Genomic DNA, 18,748 nt, shown 5'->3' with positions numbered 1-18,748 from the left:
CGAACGGTTTCCGCACGCCCGGTCCCATACCCCAACTCTCCCGTCCGCCATTCCTGCGGACTCGTCGCCCCGGAAAGCGCAGGCCTGATTGTCATGCCCCGAGCGATAGCAACATCCGGCTTATCGACAGATCCGCCGCATACCGCCGGAACCATAGCCACCACAGCCGCGTCCATGCCATCACCAGTCGCCCACAGTGCAACTGACGTAGCGTCATCTCCCCCCAAGCAGGTCCTCGCCCCAGGATCGGAGTCCTGTGTCTCCCGAACTCAAGCCCGTGCTCAAGACGGTGATCGAGCAGTCCTCGCGCGTTCTAAAGACGTACGCGGTCGATCCGGGCCTCATTCCGGAACACGCGAACGGTGAAAGACGGATCACCCAGGGCGGATACGGTGACCGCCAGCTCTTCGAACTCGTGCAGAACGCCGCGGACGAAATCGCCGCCGAGCCCGGTGGTTCCGTGCACGTCGTTCTCACGGACAAGCATCTCTACTGCGCCAACGAGGGAAACGCCGTCACCCCCGAGGGTGCGGAAACTATTCTCCGGATGAGCATGTCGCGCAAGCGCGGTGGCCAGATCGGACGGTTCGGAGTCGGCGTGAAGTCCGTCCTCGTCGTGACCGACGCCCCCCAGTTCTTCAGCTCTTCCGGTGCCTTCGGCTTCGACCGCGAGTGGGCCTACGACCAGATCCGCGCCGTCCCCGGCGTCACGGACCGCCTCGGCAAGGCGTTCGAGGCTCCCGTGCTGCGCATGGCACGCCCGTTGGACGAGGCGTCCGAGCGCGCCGCCGATCCCGTACTCGACGAACTCCTGAGCTGGGCCACCACCGTTGTCCGCCTCCCGCTGCTCGACGGAGCCGCCGAACGGCTCGGCCAGGACATGCACGGAGGGCCGTCTGCAGGCAGCCGCGAGGAGTTCCCGATCGGGTTCCAGCTTTTCTCGCCGCACGTCGCCAAGGTGATCCTGGAGGATCGCCGTCCACGCCCCGTCGTGCGGCGGACCCTCACCGTCGAACGTGATCAGGAGCTGCACACCGTCCGCGAGGAGCGCCCCGGCCGGCATCCCTCGGCCAGTCACTGGCGAGTGTTCACGCTCACCCACGAACCGACCCTCACCGCCCGTTCCAGTGCGGGCGAGCTGCACGACCGTGTCTCCCTGGACATCTCATGGGCCGTGCGCGAGTACGAGAGGGAGACCACCGGTCTGCTGACCTCCCCCAAAGGGCGCGGCAGGTTCTGGTCGTTCTTCCCAACGAAGTACGAGATGACGCTGAGCGGCATACTCAACGGCGCCTGGAAGACCAACGAGGACCGGCAGAACCTTCTGGACTCCTCCCCGTTCAACCAGGAGATGATCCGGGTCGCCGCCCGGCTGGTGGTCGAGTCCCTGCCCGAGCTGGCACCCACCGAGGACCCGGCGGCGTATCTTCCGCTCCTTCCGGGCCGTGCCCGTGAGTCGGAGACGGTCAGCTGGGCCGACCGCTACCTCACGGAACAGATCTGGGAGGCCACCGCCCATCGTCCCTCGCTGCCGGACCAGGACGGCCGGCTGCAGGTGCCGCGTGAGCTCAACATCCACCCCTCGCTCGGCAAGGACAACAAGTCGCTGGTCCGTTGGCTGACGCTGTGGAACTCGTACCCCGGACGACCCACGAACTGGCTGCACCCGTCCGTGGAGGCCACGGACCTCCGCTCGGGCAAGGTGGAGCACATCCTCAAGGCCGCCAAGCGTGAACGTGCCTCGGTGCGGGAGTGGTTGGAGGCCCTGGTCTCCGACGGCAGCCCCCATGCCTCTGCCACCGCCGTCCGCATCGTCGCCGACATGATCCAATCGTCCTCGTCGTACGCGACCGAGGCCCGCTCCGCGCGAATCGTGCTGACCGAGGAGCACGGCATGGTGGCTCCGGTCGTCGGTAAAGTGTTCCGCCGCACGGACCAGGACGGTCTGCGCGAGTCCCTTGTCTACATCGATGCGGCCCTGTCCGACGACCCGTCGCTGGCGAGCGCCCTTGCCGTGCTCGGTATCCGCGAGGCCGACATCCAAGGCCGTTTCGTCAGTGTCCTGGAGCAGGGGTTCGCCTCGTACGGCCCGCAGGAGTGGACCCGGTTCTGGGAACTGTTCCACCAGGCCGGCAGCAGCCACCTGTCCCACGAGGTGGTCCGGCGAGTGCCCGATCCGTTGTCGACGCTGTACGTGCGCACCGTGGACGGACGCTTCCGACCGATGCGGGACTGCCTGCTGCCCGGCCCGGTCGTGACGCCGGATTCGGACCCCGCCGTCGCCGTTGACACTCGCTTCCACTCCGACGACATGGCCTTCTTCCGCGAGGTGGGTCTGCGCGACAGGCCGACCGGGGGACACCGTCCCGAGGAGGAGCCGTGGTTCGAGCAGTACCGCGAGGTCGCGCACAAGCAGTACTGCGCGACCCTGCCGGATCAGGCCTCCCGTCCGACGCTGGCCCGGATCAAGTTGGAGGGCGCCGCGATCGGCGGACCGTTGCACCTGTTGCCCGAACTCTCGAACGAGGCCCGGGCCAACTTCCTGAAGGTGCTGCCCGAGGACGCACTCGTCGACAACTGGACGCTGCAGATCGGGGCGCAGGTCAGCACGCGTCGGGCGGTGGCCTCACCGATGCGCTGGATGCTGAAGCGGCACGGATTCGTCCCGACCTCGCAGGGAGTCCGCCCCCTCGCCGAGGCGGTAGGCCCCCAACTCGCCGCGTACGGCGACGTACTTCCGGTCGCGGAGATCAGCGCCGAAAAGGCCCGAAAGCTGCGACTGGCCACGAGCGTCGAGGACGTGCCCGACTCGTTCTGGGACCAGCTCCAGGAGAAGCTCCGGAAGAGCGAGGACGACGTCTTCGTCGGCAACACCTACGTGCTGCTGACCCGCTTGGAGGTTGCCTTCACCGACGACACGCTCACCCGGTGTCGCATCGGTGACGAGTGGGGCACGCGCCCGGACGGCGAGATCGCCGTCGCCTCGTCGCAGGAGGAGTACCGGACGCTGAGGAACGAGCGGTGGCCCGCCCTGCTGGCCGCGTCGGCCGCGGACGCCGCGCTGCTCGTCAAGCAGTGGGGGATGCTGCCCTACGCCGATGTCATCAGCCGTGAGACCAGGTATGAGCCGGCAGGCGAGCCGGTTCCGCTGAAGGAGGCGTACCCCACGCTGCGGCAGCTGCGCGGTTCGCAGGTGGACCAGTACACGCTGCAGCGATGCAAGATCCTCGAAGAGGTGACGCGCACTCCCAATGGGATGCGTCCCAAGTCGCTGAACAGCAGTCTGCAGGGATCCGTGATCCTCGTGCTGGAGCCCGCCGGTCCGCTCGATGCCCTGATGGCCGTGGACCGTGAACTCCATTGGCGAATGGGAGAGTCCGGCTGCCGGCAGGTTCTGGAGGCGCAGAAGCGTCAGGAGCAGGACCAGAAGGTCAAGAACGCGCTGAAAGCCGTGCGTGAGGCCGACGATGTGGTGGTGAAGCTCCTGCTGCTGCTGGGGGCAGAGGCCCTGCGAGATCGGCTGCCGACCGGTCTGATGGAAGGTGAGCGTGCGGAGAACGGCGGATCCGAGCCCGACGGCTACCGCATCGCACAGATGGCGTTCAACGCACACGGGGACAGCGTCCTGCAGGTCCACGCCCGTGACCTGCAGCACCTCTATCCGAGCCACGCTCCGTCGTCGTTCACGGGTGCCTCCACGGCGGTGGCTTTCGTGGCGGACCTCCGCTTCCCGGACGCCTTCGCCGGGTTCAGGGCGCCGTCGTTGGAACCGCGGATCGACGTGGACGGGCCTCGGCACTTCCCTCGCCTGCACGACTACCAGGAGCGGCTGGCCGCCAACGTCTTCACCATGCTGGACCGGATCGTCCCCCTGCGCGGCATGCTGTCCCTGCCGACCGGCGCGGGCAAGACGCGCGTCACGGCCGAGGCGGTGATCCGCTGGGTGAAGCAGGTGGGGCAGCTGGACGGGCCGATCCTGTGGATCGCGCAGACCGAGGAGTTGTGCGAGCAGGCCGTGCAGAGCTGGAAGTTCGTGTGGGAGAAGGTCGGCGCGGAGACGCCGCTGGCGATCAATCGGCTGTGGTCGACGAACGAGGCGGGCCCGGTCATCGACCGACCTCAGCTGGTCGTCGCTACGGACGCCAAGCTCCAGCAGCCGAACTGTCTCGCTGCCGACGCCTACGCCTGGCTCCGTGACGCCGCCCTCGTCATCGTCGACGAGGCGCACACCGCCATCACGCCCCGCTACACCGGGATCCTTACGCACCTGGGCTTGACGGCCTCGCGGACCGACCGTCATCTGCTGGGCCTCACCGCGACGCCGTTCCGCAACACCAACCAGGACGAGACGCGCCGCCTCATCAATCGGTTCGGCGGTCGGCGACTGGACGACGGCGTCTTCGCGAGCGGCGACGCCTACGGCGAGCTGCAGCAGCTCGGCATGCTGGCTCAGGTCGAGCACCGTCTCCTGCCGGGCGGCACGATCACCCTGACCCACGAGGAGAAGCAGCGTGCCGAGCAGCTGAGCCTCCTGTCCCGGGCGGCCGAGCAACGGCTGGCCGACGACCACGACCGCAATGCCCGCATCCTGGCCGAGATCTCGGACATGCCGGAGGACTGGCCGGTGCTGGTGTTCGCGACGTCTGTCGACCACGCCAAGTACCTGGCTGCAAGGCTCCGCGACCTGAACATCACCGCCTCCGCCGTCGACTCCACCACCGCGGCCAGCGACCGCCGGCGCCGCGTCGACGACTTCCGGATGGGCCGCACGCGCGTCCTCACCAACTACGGCGTCCTGACCCAGGGTTTCGACGCCCCCGCTACCCGAGCCGTCGTCGTGGCGCGCCCGGTGTACAGCCCCAACGTGTACCAGCAAATGATCGGGCGCGGCCTGCGCGGCCCCCTCAACGGCGGCAAGGAGACCTGCCTGATCCTCAACGTCAGCGACAACATCCAGAACTTCGACACCTCCCTGGCCTTCACCCAGTTCGAGCACCTGTGGAGCAGCAAGTGACCGACGTCTACGGCGACAGCCCTCCGCTCACCGCCGAGCAGCAGGCTGTCGTCGACCTCCCTTGGGACACCCGCCTCCTGGTCACCGCGGGAGCCGGCTCCGGCAAGACCCATACGGTGGTACGGCGCCTCGACGCCCTGGTCGGTCACGAGGATCCCGAGGAGGCGCTGGAGGCGGGCGAGATACTCGTCCTGAGCTTCTCTCGCGCCGCTGTCCGTGAACTGCGGGACCGGATCGCGCGACACGGCGACCGGGCCCGCCGGGTGCGCGTCCAGACCTTCGACTCGTGGGCGTACCAGCTGCTCGTGTCCGCCTACCCGGACGAGGAGTGGGCATCCCGCAGCTTCGACGAGCGCATCCGGGCGGCCGTCGACGCGATCGAGAAGGGCGCGCTGGAGGCAGGTGAACTCGGGGCGCCCTCACATGTGGTGATCGACGAGGCGCAGGACCTGGTCGGTGACCGGCGGGACCTGGTGGAGACGCTGCTCGACCGTTTCCAGCGTTCGTGCGGATTCACCGTGGTCGGCGACTCCGCCCAGGGCATCTACGGCTTCCAGATCGAGGATCCGACGGAGCGAGCAGGTGAGACAGACCGGTTCTTCGCATGGCTGAGGACGTCCTACGACGACCTCGTCGAGCTCAACCTGACCGTGAACTTCCGGGCGAAGAGCGCCGAGGCGCGCACCGCCCTCGCTCTCGGCCCCCGGCTGCAGAACCTGGCCGACTCCGCCGGCGGCCAGCAATCCACGGCCGTAACCCTTCACACCGAGTTGCGCGACCGGCTGCTTGACCTGCCGAACCTCGGTGATCTCTCCGACGAGTTCACACTGGAGATGCTGAAGGCGTACCCCGCCACCTGCGCGATCCTGACTCGCGACAACCGGCAGGCGCTCGCTGTCTCCGAACTCCTCCACAAACACGGGGTGGAGCACGCGCTGAAGCGTTCGTTGCAGGACCGACCGGTTCCGTACTGGGTCGCCGAGCTGGTGCGCCGGGCCGAGTCGTCCACGCTCACGGAGCCCCGGTTCCTGGAGCTGCTCGGTGAGATCCCGCTGCCTGCGGGCGTTGAGCCGCGACGATGCTGGCGGTCGTTGCGGGCGGCGACCCGCCGCGCCGGCCGTGGCCACGTCGACGTCGCCGCCGTAGGGCGTCTGGTGGCGAGCGGGCGGTTCCCCGAGGAACTGGTCGACCCGGAGACGGCACGGCTGATCGTCTCGACGGTCCATCGGGCCAAGGGCCTGGAGTACGACCGGGTGCTTCTGCTGATGCCCTCCTCCGTCGCCGAGCTGCGTAAGGCCCACGAGGACCTGGACGTCCCTGCCGAGGCGCGGGCCCTGTACGTGGCCATGACACGAACCCGCGAGGACCTCTACCACGTGACGGGCCCGGACACTTCCCGCATACGGCGCCACCGCGCCACCGGACGCTGGTACCTGGGCGGTTGGAAGAAGTACGAGCGTTACGGCATCCAGTTCCTGCCCGGCGATGTCCACCGAGAGAACCCTCCTGGCTCTCCCGATGGCGACATGGATGCCGCAGGGACGCAGGCCTACCTGCTGGAGCAGGTGCGGCCTGGTGACGCGATGACGCTGCGTATGCGTCACGTCCTTCCCGCAGGCCCGGACCAGAGCCCGCCGTACGACCTGGTCCACCGCGACCGGGTAGTCGGCGAGGTCTCCGAGCGCTTCCGCCGTGACCTGTACGCGGTGGAGGTGATCTCGCGCTCGTGGGATGTGACGTGGCCCACCGAGATGGTGGGCCTGCGCGTGGACGTCCTGGAGACGGTCGCGGGCAGCACAGCGGCCGGTTCCAACGCCGGGCTCGGCGGCAACGGGGTGTGGATCGCCCCTCGGATCACCGGAATCGGAAGGTATCGACGCGGCGAACGCGCCGGGGAGGAACACGTATGACGCACGGGACCAACCCGCACGCCGAGCACTACCGGGTCCGTGAGGAACTGGTCGCGCGGCTGCGCCGCGAGCTACTCGGACCGGACGTGGAGGCAGGTGACGATCCGGTCGAGGTCCTCACCCAGGACGCTCCGATCACCCGTTACCCGATCGGTGTGTTGTTCCCCCGGGCCGCCGACAGCGAGGCTCGTCGGCGCCAGGAGGAGGACGCCGCCGAGCAGGAGGATCCGAACGAGTCCCCCTTGGTCGGCAAAGACAGTTCCGAGGACAGCGGCGCCACTTTCGAACCGCCGGTCTCCGGTGACCGTCGCCCGTCGGCCATGGGCCTCACCTTCGCCGTGGCGCCCGGGATCAGCTCCGAGATCGTGGTCTCCGCGCGAGCCGCTGTGTATGTCCCTGTGGACGCCGAGGGCCGGACGGTGGCAGCCCGCCGTGCGGAGGCCAGGACCACGGTCGATCAACGCGAGCGCTGGCGGCGCAGGGAGCTGGAGCTGCCGGATACACCGGTCGACGTCACGGAGCCTGGGGTTCGGACGAAGGACCTCGTCCCCGACGAGGTGAAGCTGCATGTCCTCGTCCGACCGGCGGACCCGTCGACCGGCACGGTCACTGTCACGGTGACGTTGATCAACGCGCAGGCCGTTGGAGAGCGGGAGCTCCAGGACGCGTTCGCCTTGTTCCAGCCAGGTCTCCGGATCAGGGCGTCCAACGGCACGTCCGCCTTCGTCGAACGAACTCCTGATGTGTCCTCCGATGACACCGAGTTGGCCGCGAGCCGCCTGCTGTACCGCCACGCCCCCACCTTCGCGGTGGGTCACGGCTGCTCCGCCCACTGGGACTGGACTCCCCCGTCGGTCGGTCTGACCGACATAGAGCCTGCCGGGATAAGCGAGATCCGCTCCGAGTTCCTGCCCACGCACGAGGTGTTGCTGACCGACTCCAACCCGGAGATCGACAGCTCGGCACTCGGCATGCTCGGACTTGCCGAGAATCCCGACACCGAAGTCCTTGCCGCGCTGCGCGGACTGGCTCTCGGTTACGAACAGTGGATCGAGGCCAAGGCCTCGGAGGCCGCCGCCCTCACCGGAACCCCCTACGAGGACGCGGCTCACGCACAGCTCGACGTCTGCCGCGAGGCCCTCGGCCGCATGCGCGAGGGCATCCGGATCCTGACGGACAAGCCGGACGTCATGGAGGCCTTCCGGCTGGCCAACCGGGCGATGGCGGAGCAGCGTGCGCGCAGCGCCTGGGTAAAGAGCGGACGTCAGGGCATGCCCGACCTCTCGGTGCAGCGCTGGAGGCCGTTCCAGATCGCGTTCATGCTGCTGTGCCTCTGCGGCATCGACGACCCGAAGCACCCCGACCGCAGGATCTCGGATCTGCTGTGGTTCCCCACCGGTGGTGGAAAGACCGAGGCCTACCTCGGCCTGATCGCCTTCACCACGTTCCTGCGTCGACTGCGCCGCGGGGCCGACGGCGGCGGTGTCACCGTGCTCATGCGGTACACGCTGCGCCTGCTCACCCTCCAGCAGTTCGAGCGCGCCACGATCCTCATCTGCGCGATGGAGTCGATGCGTCGGGCCGACCCCGACCGTTTGGGCCACGAGGGAATCTCCATCGGGATGTGGGTCGGCAAGTCGGCCACGCCCAACGACCTGAAGACCGCCTCGGGCAAGCTGCTGAAGCTGCGCGGTGGACAGAACCTGCAGACGGAGAACCCGGTGCAGCTCCACGCCTGCCCCTGGTGCGGGACGGCACTGGATGCCCACAACTACACGGTGGACGAGGACGACGTACGTATGGACGTCCGCTGCCCCGGTGCCAACTGCGACTTCGCCTCCGGTCTGCCCGTGCACCTGGTGGACCAGACCGTCTACAAGGCTCGCCCCACTCTCGTCATCGCGACCGTGGACAAGTTCGCCTCCATGCCGTGGCGCAAGCAGACAGCCGCGCTTTTCAACCGCGACCGCGGCGGCGACGGGACCCCACCCCCGGAGCTGATCGTCCAGGACGAACTCCACCTGATCTCCGGTCCGTTGGGCACACTGACCGGCCTGTACGAGACGGCTGTCGACGCCCTCGCCGACCGACCGAAGGTGATCGCCTCCACGGCGACCATCCGCCGTGCGTCCGACCAGGGACGCAACCTCTTCGACCGGGACGTACGTCAATTCCCGCCGGCGGGTCTGGACGCGCGGGACTCCTGGTTCGCCGTGGAAACCGACCGCAAGGTCAAGGCCACTCGCCGCTACGTGGGCCTGCTCGCTCCCGGCACGAGCCAGTCCACCCTCCTCATCCGCACGTACGCGGCCCTGCTGCATCAGGCCGGGTGTGCGGAGACGAGCGACGAGGTCCGGGATGCGTACTGGACGCTCGTCGGCTACTTCAACAGCCTTCGTCTGCTGTCGGCGGCCGAACTCCAGGTGAACGACGACGTCGAGGACTACCTGCGGCTGCTCGCCGAACGCGATGGCAGCAACGTACGCCCCTCGAACCGCTACTCGGAGCTCACGAGTCGGGTGGACGCGAGTCTGATCCCCGCCCGCCTCAAGGAGATCGAGAAGCGGTACCCGGATCGCGACGTCCGTGACGTCCTCCTTGCCACCAACATGATCGCGGTCGGCGTCGACGTGGACCGTCTCGGCTTGATGGCGGTGATGGGCCAGCCCCAGACCACGGCGGAGTACATCCAGGCCACCAGCCGCGTGGGCCGTGCCCATCCGGGACTGGTGGCCGTCATGCTCAATTCCGCCCGGGCTCGGGACCGTTCGCACTACGAGAGCTTCCTGCACTTCCATTCCGCCCTCTACCGCGAGGTGGAGTCGACGTCCGTGACGCCGTTCTCCGCCCGGTCGCGCGACCGCGGCCTGCACGCCGTCGTCGTGGCGCTGGTTCGCATCCTCATCCCCGAGGCCCGTGAGAACGACGCCGCCGGCCGGATCGACACGTACGTGGATCGCCTGTACGCCGAGATCAAGCCGCTGCTGACGGATCGCGTCTCCCAGGTCGCCGGCGAGGAGCTGCAGGACACCTCCGACGCGTTCGACGAGTTCGTCGACTGGTGGGAGGAGATGGCCAGGGGTCATGGCGGTCTGCTGTACGAGCCCATTCCCGGCAACCTCACCCCCGCCCTGCTCAAGCCGTACGACGACGAGTCCCCGGACAACGACGCCTGGTCCACCCTGTGGAGCCTGCGCGACGTCGACGCCGAGTCCGCTCTCTTCCTGGAGGCTTCCCGATGACCCCGCCCCGCGAGCGTCGCCGCCGTGGCGCCGACAGCGGCTCGGCCGCACCTCGTCTGGCCCTGCCCCGCCGAGGATCGGTCCGCCGCTCCCAGATGATCACCACGTACGGGGTCGGGTCGCTGATCGCCGTCGACAACGAGTCGTTCATCGTCTCCGGCATCGACGACGCCTACCGGACCTGGCCTCTCGGCGAGGCACCCATCATCTACGAGCACCGCCTCGCCCGGGTCCTCGGCGTGCGCCACTTCCGGCTGCCTCCGGCCTCCGAGGACACGAGCAAGGACGGCGTGCGCGTGCGGCGGTTCCCGCTGTGGCACTCGTGTCCGAAGTGTCAGTCCCTCCAGCCAGTGCGAGGCTTCAACCCGCCCCCGGGCAAGAACGTCTGCACCGCCTGCGACGACGAGCCTCTCGTGCCGTCCCGGTTCGTCATGGCCTGCGAGGACGGGCATCTCGACGACTTCCCGTACTGGAAGTGGCTGCACCGCAGGAATCGCGAGGAAGGTGCCACCGGGCACTGCGGCGGCGAGATGCGCATGCGGTTCTCCGGCCAGAGTGCCTCCCTGCGCTCCATCCTCATCTCGTGCACCTGCGGTGTGTCGGAGGTGTCCATGGAAGGTGCCTTCCGCCGTTCGGCCCTGACCGACCTCGGGGTGCGCTGCGAGGGCAGGCGGCCCTGGCTCAAGGACGCGCCCGCCGAGTTCTGCACGGAGGCGCCCCGTACGCTCCAGCGCGGCTCTTCGGCGGTATGGCAGCCGGTGCTGAAATCCGCTCTGTCCATCCCTCCGTGGAGCGACGGTCTCGCCGACAAGTTGGCCGGCCACTGGGAGCGTCTGCGTTCGCTTTCGTCCCGCGAGAAGATCGAGGGCTACCTCATGGGGGCCTTCCAGGACGACGACTCGGTCACGCTCGACGCCGTCATGGCCCTGCTGGAGGCCGAACAGGCGGAGGATCCGGCCGAGGAAGGCGCCGCGGACGCGAGTGCGGCGAACCGATACCGGGCGCTGCGGCGCCAGGAGTACGAGCGGCTGTGCGCCGGCAACGATCTGCGGGACAAGGGGCGCGCCGAACAGTTCGTGTGCGAACCGCCGGTCACCGACCCGGCTGTCCTCACGCCGTTCGGCGTGGAGAGGCCCATGCTGGTGAAGCGGCTCCGCGAGGTGCGGGCGCTCAAGGCGTTCACGCGCATCGCGGACCCGGAGTCCAGTTCCGAGGGCCACGAGGCGCCCCTGTCCCTGTCGCCGATCGATTGGCTCCCGGCCATGGAGGTGCACGGCGAGGGCGTCTTCGTACGCCTCGACGAGAACCGGCTGGACGACTGGGCTCGGCAGGTGGCGGTGGCCGCCCGCGTGGAGCGCATGCGCACCAACCACGACCGCATGCTGAGGGAGCGTGCCACCGACCCCGCGGACGCACCTCCTTCGCCGGCGACGCCCCGCATGGTGCTCCTGCACACCCTGGCGCACGTGCTGATCAACCAGTGGAGCCTGGAGGCCGGTTACCCCGCGGCGGCGCTCCGCGAGCGGCTGTACACCGATGCCGACATGGCCGGGATCCTCGTCTACACGGCGACCAGTGACTCCGCCGGCAGTCTCGGCGGGGTGGTGGCCCAGGGCGAGCCCGACCGCCTGACCCAGGCACTCCGCTCGGCACTGCGGCGCGCCACTTGGTGCTCGGCCGACCCACTGTGCGTCGAGGCACGGTCCGCGGGTGCGAACCTGGCCGCCTGCCACGCCTGCGCGATGCTGCCCGAGACGAGTTGCGAGCACAACAACATCCTGCTCGACCGCGCGCTGCTCGTCGGTACCCCGGACGATCCGAACCTGGGGTTCTTCGCGAAGACACTGGGCTAATGACGTCCGGATGTCCGGAGGGCAAAGTGCGCGGATCGAAGCCCTGCAATGGATGCGGGACGGGACCGGCGCGGTAGCTGACTCTCCGCTCCCAGTCCCCGCATCCTGCATGCGGTCTCTCACGAGCAATGCCTCACCCCACCCCTCCTCCTGTGGCGCCCGCCTCCACCTCGAAGTGGGTCTGTGCACGATCCAACGCGTCATCCGCGTCATAGCCGTGCACTCGAAGCCAGTGGAGGAAGTCCGCAATGGCCGCGATCGCGGCGTCCTCCGCCATGCCCGAGGCAAGTCGTTGCGATCCCGGCCGACGGGGCCGTTTCACGGACGCGTAGACGCCCAGTAAGGCTTCGGCGCGCAATACGCCAGGACTGTCCACATGACCGTTCGGCGTGGAAAGTCCTGTCGCCAACTCGCACCAGGTGACCTTCCGATCGGGCCGAAGCTGGACACCCCAGCGGTCGGCGACCGCGTCCACCAGAGCCATTCCCCTGCCGCCCTCCGACTCGGGGTCCGCATCGAGAAGCGTGGGAAGGGCGCGCGTGTCGGGGTCGTGGACTTCGATACGCAGATGTGTGCCGCTCATGGAGACGGCCAGCGTGGCCGGTGTGCCGTGACCGGTGTGGGTGATGACGTTGGTGACCAACTCGCTCATACACAACTGGGCATGGTCGACCGTGCCGTGCAATCCCCAGATCCCCAGATGCAGCCGCATGACGCGGCGCAGAGCAGCCACTTCCGCAGGCTCGGCGGTGAAGGCCAGGTCCCAGGGCTTTCGCGACATGCACGCTTCATGGGTCACAAGGGCCCCTCTCCTCGCAGTCGACTCCGCCACAGCCGCGGAGCGTTACGGATACTCACGATGCGTTGCACTCAGGGTGATGGAGTCCCATCCCGCTATGCAATGTGCAGCGAGGGATTCCCACTTATGAGTGATTGGCAATCACACCCCTTGGCGCAAGACTGAACGCCCGCTATCTGAAAGAGGGTTGGGATGGCCGGTTCACCGACGGCACGCCGTCGTCGCCTGTCCATCGAGCTGAAGAAGCTCCGCGAGAAAAGCTCACTGACCTGCGCCCAGGTCGGCGAGGCCCTGGACTGGAGCGGCTCGAAGGTCAACCGGATGGAGACGGGGAGCGGTCGGGTCCAACCGTCGGACATCGACGCCCTGTGTCGGTTCTACGGCACCAGCGACGAGCTGCGTGAGTTCCTCAAGTCATTGGCCCGTCAGGCAAAGGTGCGCGGCTGGTGGCAATTGCACGGCACAGGCGTCCCCGAGTGGTTCAACATCTACATCGGCCTGGAACAGGACGCGACCACATTCCGCCAGTACCAGTGCGAGCTGATCCCCGGCCTCATGCAGACAGAGCCGTACGCCTGCGAACTCCACAAGACCGGCGCGCACATGTCCTCGAAGGACATCGCCAGGGCTGTACGCGTGCGCATGGAGCGCCAAGCCATGCTGGCGCGGCCCGATGCTCCCGATGCCTGGTTCATCGTGAGCGAAGGCGCCCTGCGTCACGTCATCGGAGACCGCGGGGTGATGCGGGATCAGCTGGAACGCGTCCTGGATTCCGCCGAGTCGCCCACCGTGACTTTGCAGGTTCTGCCTTTCGACTCGGGCACCTATCCGGCCACCGGCTCATTCACCATGCTGGGCTTCCCCGCCCCGGAAGATCCGGACATCGTGTACCGGGACGGCATCACCGACGCCGTGTACCTGGAAGGCGAGCATCATGTTCGTGAGTACACCAGGGCGTTCGACGGCCTACGGGCAGCGGCCTTGAGCCCTCAGCGCTCGACCCAGTTGATCGAATCAATCTTGAAGGAATACGCAAAGTGAGCAGTGCAGTGTCCGGCGAACTCGACGGCCCCGGGTGGTTCACCTCGTCGTACAGCAACGGCGCCGGGGGCGAATGCGTTGAGTGTGCGCTGAGCGACGACCGCGCCCGTGTGCGCGACTCCAAGACGGCGCGGGGGCCTGTGGTCACCTTCACCCGCGGGCCTTGGCAGTCCTTCATACATGCGGTTGAAAAGGATCAGTTCGAGATATCTGCAGGACGCGACCGCTAAACATCCTCGGTCACGAACCGTCCAGCACCGCTATCGCCCTGAGGATCAGGACCCGCGCCTCCGCTCCGTAGACCGCCATACCCCTGAGCTGCTCGAAAGCCTTCAGATACAGATCGATCTCCGAGGGCTGGGTGATCCTTACCTGAGCTGAGACCAGTTCCACCGACACGAGTTTGTCGTCGTAGACGTGGAACGTCTCCCGGGGCCAATTGGACCGATCACGAGCCGCCGACGGAATGATGCCGAGGAATACCTGGGGCAGGGCTCCCGCTGTGAGGAGATGGCCGAGCTGTGCCGGGCGGACCGCTTCGCCGGCGGCGACGTTGGTGAACGTGCCGTCGTAGAGGAAGCGGGTGTACTCGCTGACAGGCTCTGAGACGATGCGCGCCCGCCGGATGACGACGCCCCGGTTCACGGTCTCCTGTACGAGGTCGAGCCACGGTCGCCACCACGAGGTCCGGTCTACGGGGTCACGGCGGTGTCCGGCGCGCCAGTCCGCGAAAGGGCCCTTCTCGTAGTCGACCGCGTAGCAGTCGCGCATCTCCAGGTGGACGGCCGATCGTGTGCACGCGGCCAGGAGGTCACTGAACGCCGTTGGAACGTTCGACGGCATCGCACGCCTCCCTGATCATGGGCACCATCCTGGCAGGGATACGGATCACGGCCTCGTTGTCCGGGATGCCCTTGGCATGGCCCGGAAGCTCGTGCGGGGACTGGGAGAGGTCGCGTCCCGCGAGGTGGTGTAAGCGATCATGCGCTTCGCCTTCCGGTACCTGGCTCGCGATGATCTCTCCGTTGGCGCGGCACGCGAAGTGGCCCGGTCAGGCGCGGGGAGTGCCTCAGCCGGTCGAAGTACCCGGCGTGACCTGCGAGTTCCGGTCCGTTGATCGGCTACACCACCCGGCGGGACGCCATCCTGGGAGACATCGGGGTCGTCGCCGTGGTCGACGAGAACAGCGACGGAGACGAGTTGTGGCGCCTGGCGCTCAGCATGGGAGGACGGGTCAGTGACGGGGATCGCGCACGTTGGATCCTCACCCAGGCACTTCGCGCTCGGATGGTCAACGCGTACACGGACCTGCCGGGCGCGATGTGGACAGCGCGGATCCGGCGACGCTTCGAACTCAGCTCGCTCTTCGCGAACCACGACGTTCTGATGACAGGCGGTATGTCGCGGTTGGCCGGCTCACCTCGGACGCGACAGCGCGCCACTCCCCCACAACCTGACATAACGTGTCACCTACGTACAGATGAACCGTAGGTGAACCCCCGGGGGAAGCCATGCTCAAGGTCAGTGTCGTCGTGCCCGTCCACAACGCGGGCGACTACCTCGACCGCTGCGCCCCCTCCCTCCTCGACCAGAGCATCGGCCGCGAGGCGTACGAGATCGTGTACGTCGACGACGGCTCGACCGACGGCTCCGGAGCCCGTCTGGACCGGCTGGCGGCACGGCATCCGCACGTACGGGTGTTCCACCAGGAGAACTCCGGCTGGCCGGGCAAACCCCGCAACGTCGGAGTCCGCCAGGCCCGGGGGGAGTACGTCCAATTCGTGGACCAGGACGACGAGCTGACCCCAGGGGCCCTGGAGAACCTGTACCGCCTCGCGGCGCGCAATGACTCGGACATCGTCCTGGGCCGGGTGGTCGGCACGATGGCACCCCCCAGCAGGGTCTTCAAGCGCACGGTGGACCGCTGCACCGCCGCCGACGCCCCGCTCTTCGAGAGCCTGACCCCGCACAAGATGTTCCGCCGGGCCTTCCTCCTCGACCACGGCATCGAGTTCCCCGAGGGCCGGGTCCGCCTGGAGGACCAGCTGTTCATGGCCCGCGCCTATGTGCGCGCCAAGACGGTCTCGATCCTCTCCACGCCCTGCTACGTCTGGAACCGCCGCGAGGACGGCGCCAACACCAGCTCGTCGGCGACGACTCCGGAGACGTACTACGGCCATCTGCGCCAGGTGGTGGAGGCGGTGAAGGAGGGCACGGACCCGGGCCCGCTCCGGGACCACCTCCTGCGCCGCTCGTACCGGGTGGAACTCCTTCGTCCGGTGACCGAGCCGAGAGTTCTGCAGCGTACGGGCGAGGCCCTGGACCGCTACTTCACCATCGTCCGCCGTATGGCCCTCGACAGCTTCCCGCCGGGCGTACGGGAGGGCCTGCCCGCGATCTCCCGCCTGAGGGCGACGCTGCTGGAGGAGGGCCAGCTGGACTCGCTGATCGAGCTGGCGCGCAGGGTGAAGGCCGTCAAACCCCGCCTGGCGGTGGACGACATCCACTGGTCCCGGGGCCGCCTCCACATCACCACGACACTCGACATGCTCCGCCCGGACGGCGAACCCCTCACACTCCACGAACGCCACGGCCGCCTCTACCTGGATCCCGGCCTCCTCGACGGCATCAAGGGCGCCGAGGACTGGGAGGTCCGGGACCCGCTGGCCCACGCCGACGGCGAACTCCTGACCCACGACACGGCCCGCGGCCAGTGGTGGTACCCGGCCGAGGACCTGACACCACGCACGGAACCGGCAGGCACGGGCCGCCACCGAGTCGTGCTCTCCGGAACGACGGTCCTGGACCCCCTGACACTGGCAGCGGGCGACCCCCTGCCGCCGGGCACCCACCTGGTCTGGGCGAGCGCCCAGCTGCTGGGGGTGGGGAGAAGGGCGCGCGTGGTGCTGGAGGCCGACCGCCCTCGCCCGGAGACGGTGGCGGTGGGCAGCCCCGGCCGCCTGATCATCGCGACGACAACACACCGCGAAGCCCAGCTCCGGCTGGCGGTGGGCCCGACCGGCAGCACGGCCCTCCACCACCGCCTCCTCCTCCGTACGACGACCTCCCCCGACCTCCGTCGCGCCACCACCACGCTTCTCCGCCACCTGCCACCCCGCGCGCGGCGCAGGGTGAGGAGGCTGGCCCGGCGGACGGATCCGTGGAGCCGCAAACCGTGATCGGACGCACGATCGGACGTCTACGGGCAGCCCGTGGGCGCGGCGGCATGCGGGAGGGTGCAGGATGGGGGGTATGACGACCAAGGTCTATTTCGACATCACCATCAACGACCAGCCCGCCGGGCGCATCAACTTCAACCTCTTCGACGACGTCGTCCCGAAGACCGCGGAGAACTTCCGCGCCCTCGCCACCGGCGAGAAGGGCTTCGGCTACGCCGGGTCCTCGTTCCACCGTGTCATCCCGGAGTTCATGCTCCAGGGCGGTGACTTCACCAGGGGCAACGGCACCGGCGGCAAGAGCATCTACGGCGAGAAGTTCGCCGACGAGAACTTCAAGCTCAAGCACGACCGCCCGGGCCTGCTCTCGATGGCCAACGCCGGCCCGAACAGCAACGGCTCCCAGTTCTTCATCACCACCATCGTGACGGGCTGGCTGGACGGCAAGCACGTGGTGTTCGGCGAGGTCGCCGACGAGGCGAGCATGCAGCTCGTGAAGAAGATCGAGTCGCTGGGCTCCCAGAGCGGCGCGACCTCGGCGAAGATCACCATCGCGGAGTCGGGTCAGCTCTGACGAGCGGGAGTCATCGTCGACGGCCGGGGCGTACGCCATCGCCCCGGCCTTCTCGTGTCGTCACTCAGGCAGGTTCCCGCCGCCGCCCGCGTGCGTCAACGTTGAACCTCGGGTTCGGTTGAGGTCAAGGAACTCCCTTGTCGCCGCGTGCAGTCCCCCCGGCTGACCCAGATGCACGTCATGCCCCGCCGAAGCGATCGTGCGCAGCTCGGTGCGGCCGCGGGCGCGGTGGCCATGACCTGGAACTCGCGCTCCGGTAGCCGGCCGTTCTCGCCCCGGATGACCAGGGCCGGGGCCGTCGTACTCGCCCACTGCGGCCAGTAGTCGCGTCTCGTCGGGTCCGTGATCACTTCCACCATCACGTCCCGGTCCACCCGTGGCCACCAGCCGTAGGGCCGTATGACCGCCCAGGGGCTGGCCGATCAGGGTTACGGGGGCAGTGACAGGTGTTCGAGCAGCGCCGCCGCGTCCGCCGTGCACGCCTCTCGGGAGACCGTCGTCGGGCGGCGCGTGCTTGCGCCATGGCCTCGGGCGTCGTACGTCACCACGCGGTGGCCGTCGGCGCGCAGGCGGGTCGTCAGGTCGCCCATTCGCCCCGCTGGCCTGCCAGGCCGTGCAGGAGGAGGACCACGGGGCCGAGGGCGGCGGCGTCGTGGTCGGGGTAGGCGATGCGGGTGCCGTCGGAGGTCGTCAGGGCTGCTTCGGCCGGTGTCGAGTCTGGTCCGCCTTCGGGGGTCGGTCGTTCGGCGCGGGCTCAGCGTCGCCCGCAACCGTCGCTCCCCGCCGGCCAATTGGACCCGGAATTGTGGGCTCCACCACAGCCACCCCTCCCCCGGCCTGCTGGACTCTGCGGATGTTCTGGCTGATCCTGCTGTTCGTCGTCATCGCCGCCGTCACGGCCGTCGGGCTCCTCGGCTACGGCGGCACCACCCTCGCCGACAGCGGGCGCGCCGGGCTGCTCCGCGGGCTCGCCGCCCTCTGCGGCGCGGGCACGTGCGCGCTGTACGGGTGGGGGCTGTACGGGTGGGGGCTGCTCTTCGTCGGCGGCGCGGGCGCGTGCGCGCTGTACGGGTGGGGGCTGCTCTTCGTCGGCGGCGCGGGCGCGTGCGCGCTGTACGGGTGGGGGCTGCTCTTCGTCG

Annotated in this window: 12 protein-coding genes and 1 pseudogene; 10 read left to right on the top strand and 3 right to left on the bottom strand. The window is 68.5% G+C overall.

From position 1 onward, the window contains the following. Nucleotides 1–256 precede the first annotated feature (256 nt). From RMT89_RS34210 to RMT89_RS34195, 4 genes are read left to right on the top strand one after another with little or no spacing between them, the layout of a single operon-like run. Nucleotides 257–5,014, top strand: coding sequence for a sacsin N-terminal ATP-binding-like domain-containing protein (locus RMT89_RS34210; RefSeq protein ID WP_315887638.1), 4,758 nt, complete (start codon nucleotides 257–259; stop codon nucleotides 5,012–5,014). Next, nucleotides 5,011–6,924: a UvrD-helicase domain-containing protein gene (locus tag RMT89_RS34205; protein ID WP_315887637.1), complete on the top strand. Its 1,914-nt coding sequence runs from the start codon at nucleotides 5,011–5,013 to the stop codon at nucleotides 6,922–6,924. Before RMT89_RS34210 ends, RMT89_RS34205 begins: the two co-directional genes overlap by 4 nt. After that, nucleotides 6,921–10,166, top strand: coding sequence for a helicase-related protein (locus RMT89_RS34200; protein WP_315887636.1), 3,246 nt, complete (start codon nucleotides 6,921–6,923; stop codon nucleotides 10,164–10,166). The genes RMT89_RS34205 and RMT89_RS34200 overlap by 4 nt, the downstream gene beginning before the upstream one ends. Then, complete coding sequence (locus RMT89_RS34195) at nucleotides 10,163–12,019, top strand: DUF1998 domain-containing protein (protein WP_315887635.1); 1,857 nt, start codon at nucleotides 10,163–10,165, stop codon at nucleotides 12,017–12,019. The genes RMT89_RS34200 and RMT89_RS34195 overlap by 4 nt, the downstream gene beginning before the upstream one ends. A gap of 133 nt (nucleotides 12,020–12,152) precedes the next feature. Here RMT89_RS34195 and RMT89_RS34190 read toward each other — a convergent pair whose 3' ends face one another. Further along, nucleotides 12,153–12,800, bottom strand: coding sequence for an ATP-binding protein (locus RMT89_RS34190; protein ID WP_399498534.1), 648 nt, complete (start codon nucleotides 12,798–12,800; stop codon nucleotides 12,153–12,155). Between the two features lie 210 nt (nucleotides 12,801–13,010). Between RMT89_RS34190 and RMT89_RS34185 the strand changes: the two genes are divergently transcribed. Both RMT89_RS34185 and RMT89_RS34180 read left to right on the top strand, forming a co-directional pair. Continuing rightward, nucleotides 13,011–13,859, top strand: coding sequence for a helix-turn-helix transcriptional regulator (locus RMT89_RS34185; RefSeq protein WP_315887633.1), 849 nt, complete (start codon nucleotides 13,011–13,013; stop codon nucleotides 13,857–13,859). Beyond that, nucleotides 13,856–14,089: a DUF397 domain-containing protein gene (locus RMT89_RS34180; protein WP_315887632.1), complete on the top strand. Its 234-nt coding sequence runs from the start codon at nucleotides 13,856–13,858 to the stop codon at nucleotides 14,087–14,089. The genes RMT89_RS34185 and RMT89_RS34180 overlap by 4 nt, the downstream gene beginning before the upstream one ends. Before the next feature lie 10 nt (nucleotides 14,090–14,099). Here RMT89_RS34180 and RMT89_RS34175 read toward each other — a convergent pair whose 3' ends face one another. Then, on the bottom strand, nucleotides 14,100–14,702 hold the full coding sequence (locus tag RMT89_RS34175; protein ID WP_315887631.1) for a DUF6879 family protein: 603 nt from the start codon (nucleotides 14,700–14,702) through the stop codon (nucleotides 14,100–14,102). Nucleotides 14,703–15,370: 668 nt separating this feature from the next. On the opposite strand from RMT89_RS34175, the gene RMT89_RS34170 reads away from it, so the two are divergent. From RMT89_RS34170 to RMT89_RS34160, 3 genes are all read left to right on the top strand, one after another. Further along, on the top strand, nucleotides 15,371–17,038 hold the full coding sequence (locus RMT89_RS34170; RefSeq protein WP_315887630.1) for a glycosyltransferase: 1,668 nt from the start codon (nucleotides 15,371–15,373) through the stop codon (nucleotides 17,036–17,038). Nucleotides 17,039–17,111: 73 nt separating this feature from the next. Continuing rightward, a complete protein-coding gene (locus RMT89_RS34165) occupies nucleotides 17,112–17,609 on the top strand; it encodes a peptidylprolyl isomerase (protein ID WP_315887629.1) in 498 nt (165 codons plus the stop codon). A 180-nt stretch (nucleotides 17,610–17,789) separates the two neighbouring features. After that, on the top strand, nucleotides 17,790–17,933 hold the full coding sequence (locus tag RMT89_RS34160; protein ID WP_315887628.1) for a hypothetical protein: 144 nt from the start codon (nucleotides 17,790–17,792) through the stop codon (nucleotides 17,931–17,933). A 104-nt stretch (nucleotides 17,934–18,037) separates the two neighbouring features. On the opposite strand, the gene RMT89_RS34155 is transcribed toward RMT89_RS34160, so the two are convergent. Beyond that, nucleotides 18,038–18,199: an alpha/beta fold hydrolase gene (locus RMT89_RS34155; RefSeq protein ID WP_315887627.1), complete on the bottom strand. Its 162-nt coding sequence runs from the start codon at nucleotides 18,197–18,199 to the stop codon at nucleotides 18,038–18,040. Nucleotides 18,200–18,462: 263 nt separating this feature from the next. Between RMT89_RS34155 and RMT89_RS34150 the strand changes: the two are divergent. After that, a pseudogene (locus tag RMT89_RS34150) lies at nucleotides 18,463–18,748 on the top strand (hypothetical protein); the annotation flags it as partial.

Origin of the sequence: Streptomyces sp. P17 (genome assembly GCF_032436805.1) — a bacterium.
Taxonomy (GTDB): Bacteria; Actinomycetota; Actinomycetes; order Streptomycetales; family Streptomycetaceae; genus Streptomyces.
Note: the sequence above shows the minus strand (reverse complement) of the source record. Positions and strands in the feature narration are given on the sequence as shown.

Excerpts from the sequence above, each read along its gene's own strand:
- RMT89_RS34200 (WP_315887636.1), top strand. The coding sequence starts at position 6,921 with ATGACGCACGGGACCAACCCGCACGCCGAGCACTACCGGGTCCGTGAG.
- RMT89_RS34195 (WP_315887635.1), top strand. The coding sequence starts at position 10,163 with ATGACCCCGCCCCGCGAGCGTCGCCGCCGTGGCGCCGACAGCGGCTCG.
- RMT89_RS34190 (WP_399498534.1), bottom strand. The coding sequence starts at position 12,800 with ATGTCGCGAAAGCCCTGGGACCTGGCCTTCACCGCCGAGCCTGCGGAA.
- RMT89_RS34185 (WP_315887633.1), top strand. The coding sequence starts at position 13,011 with ATGGCCGGTTCACCGACGGCACGCCGTCGTCGCCTGTCCATCGAGCTG.
- RMT89_RS34175 (WP_315887631.1), bottom strand. The coding sequence starts at position 14,702 with ATGCCGTCGAACGTTCCAACGGCGTTCAGTGACCTCCTGGCCGCGTGC.
- RMT89_RS34170 (WP_315887630.1), top strand. The coding sequence starts at position 15,371 with ATGCTCAAGGTCAGTGTCGTCGTGCCCGTCCACAACGCGGGCGACTAC.
- RMT89_RS34165 (WP_315887629.1), top strand. The coding sequence starts at position 17,112 with ATGACGACCAAGGTCTATTTCGACATCACCATCAACGACCAGCCCGCC.
- RMT89_RS34160 (WP_315887628.1), top strand. The coding sequence starts at position 17,790 with ATGCCCCGCCGAAGCGATCGTGCGCAGCTCGGTGCGGCCGCGGGCGCG.
- RMT89_RS34155 (WP_315887627.1), bottom strand. The coding sequence starts at position 18,199 with ATGGGCGACCTGACGACCCGCCTGCGCGCCGACGGCCACCGCGTGGTG.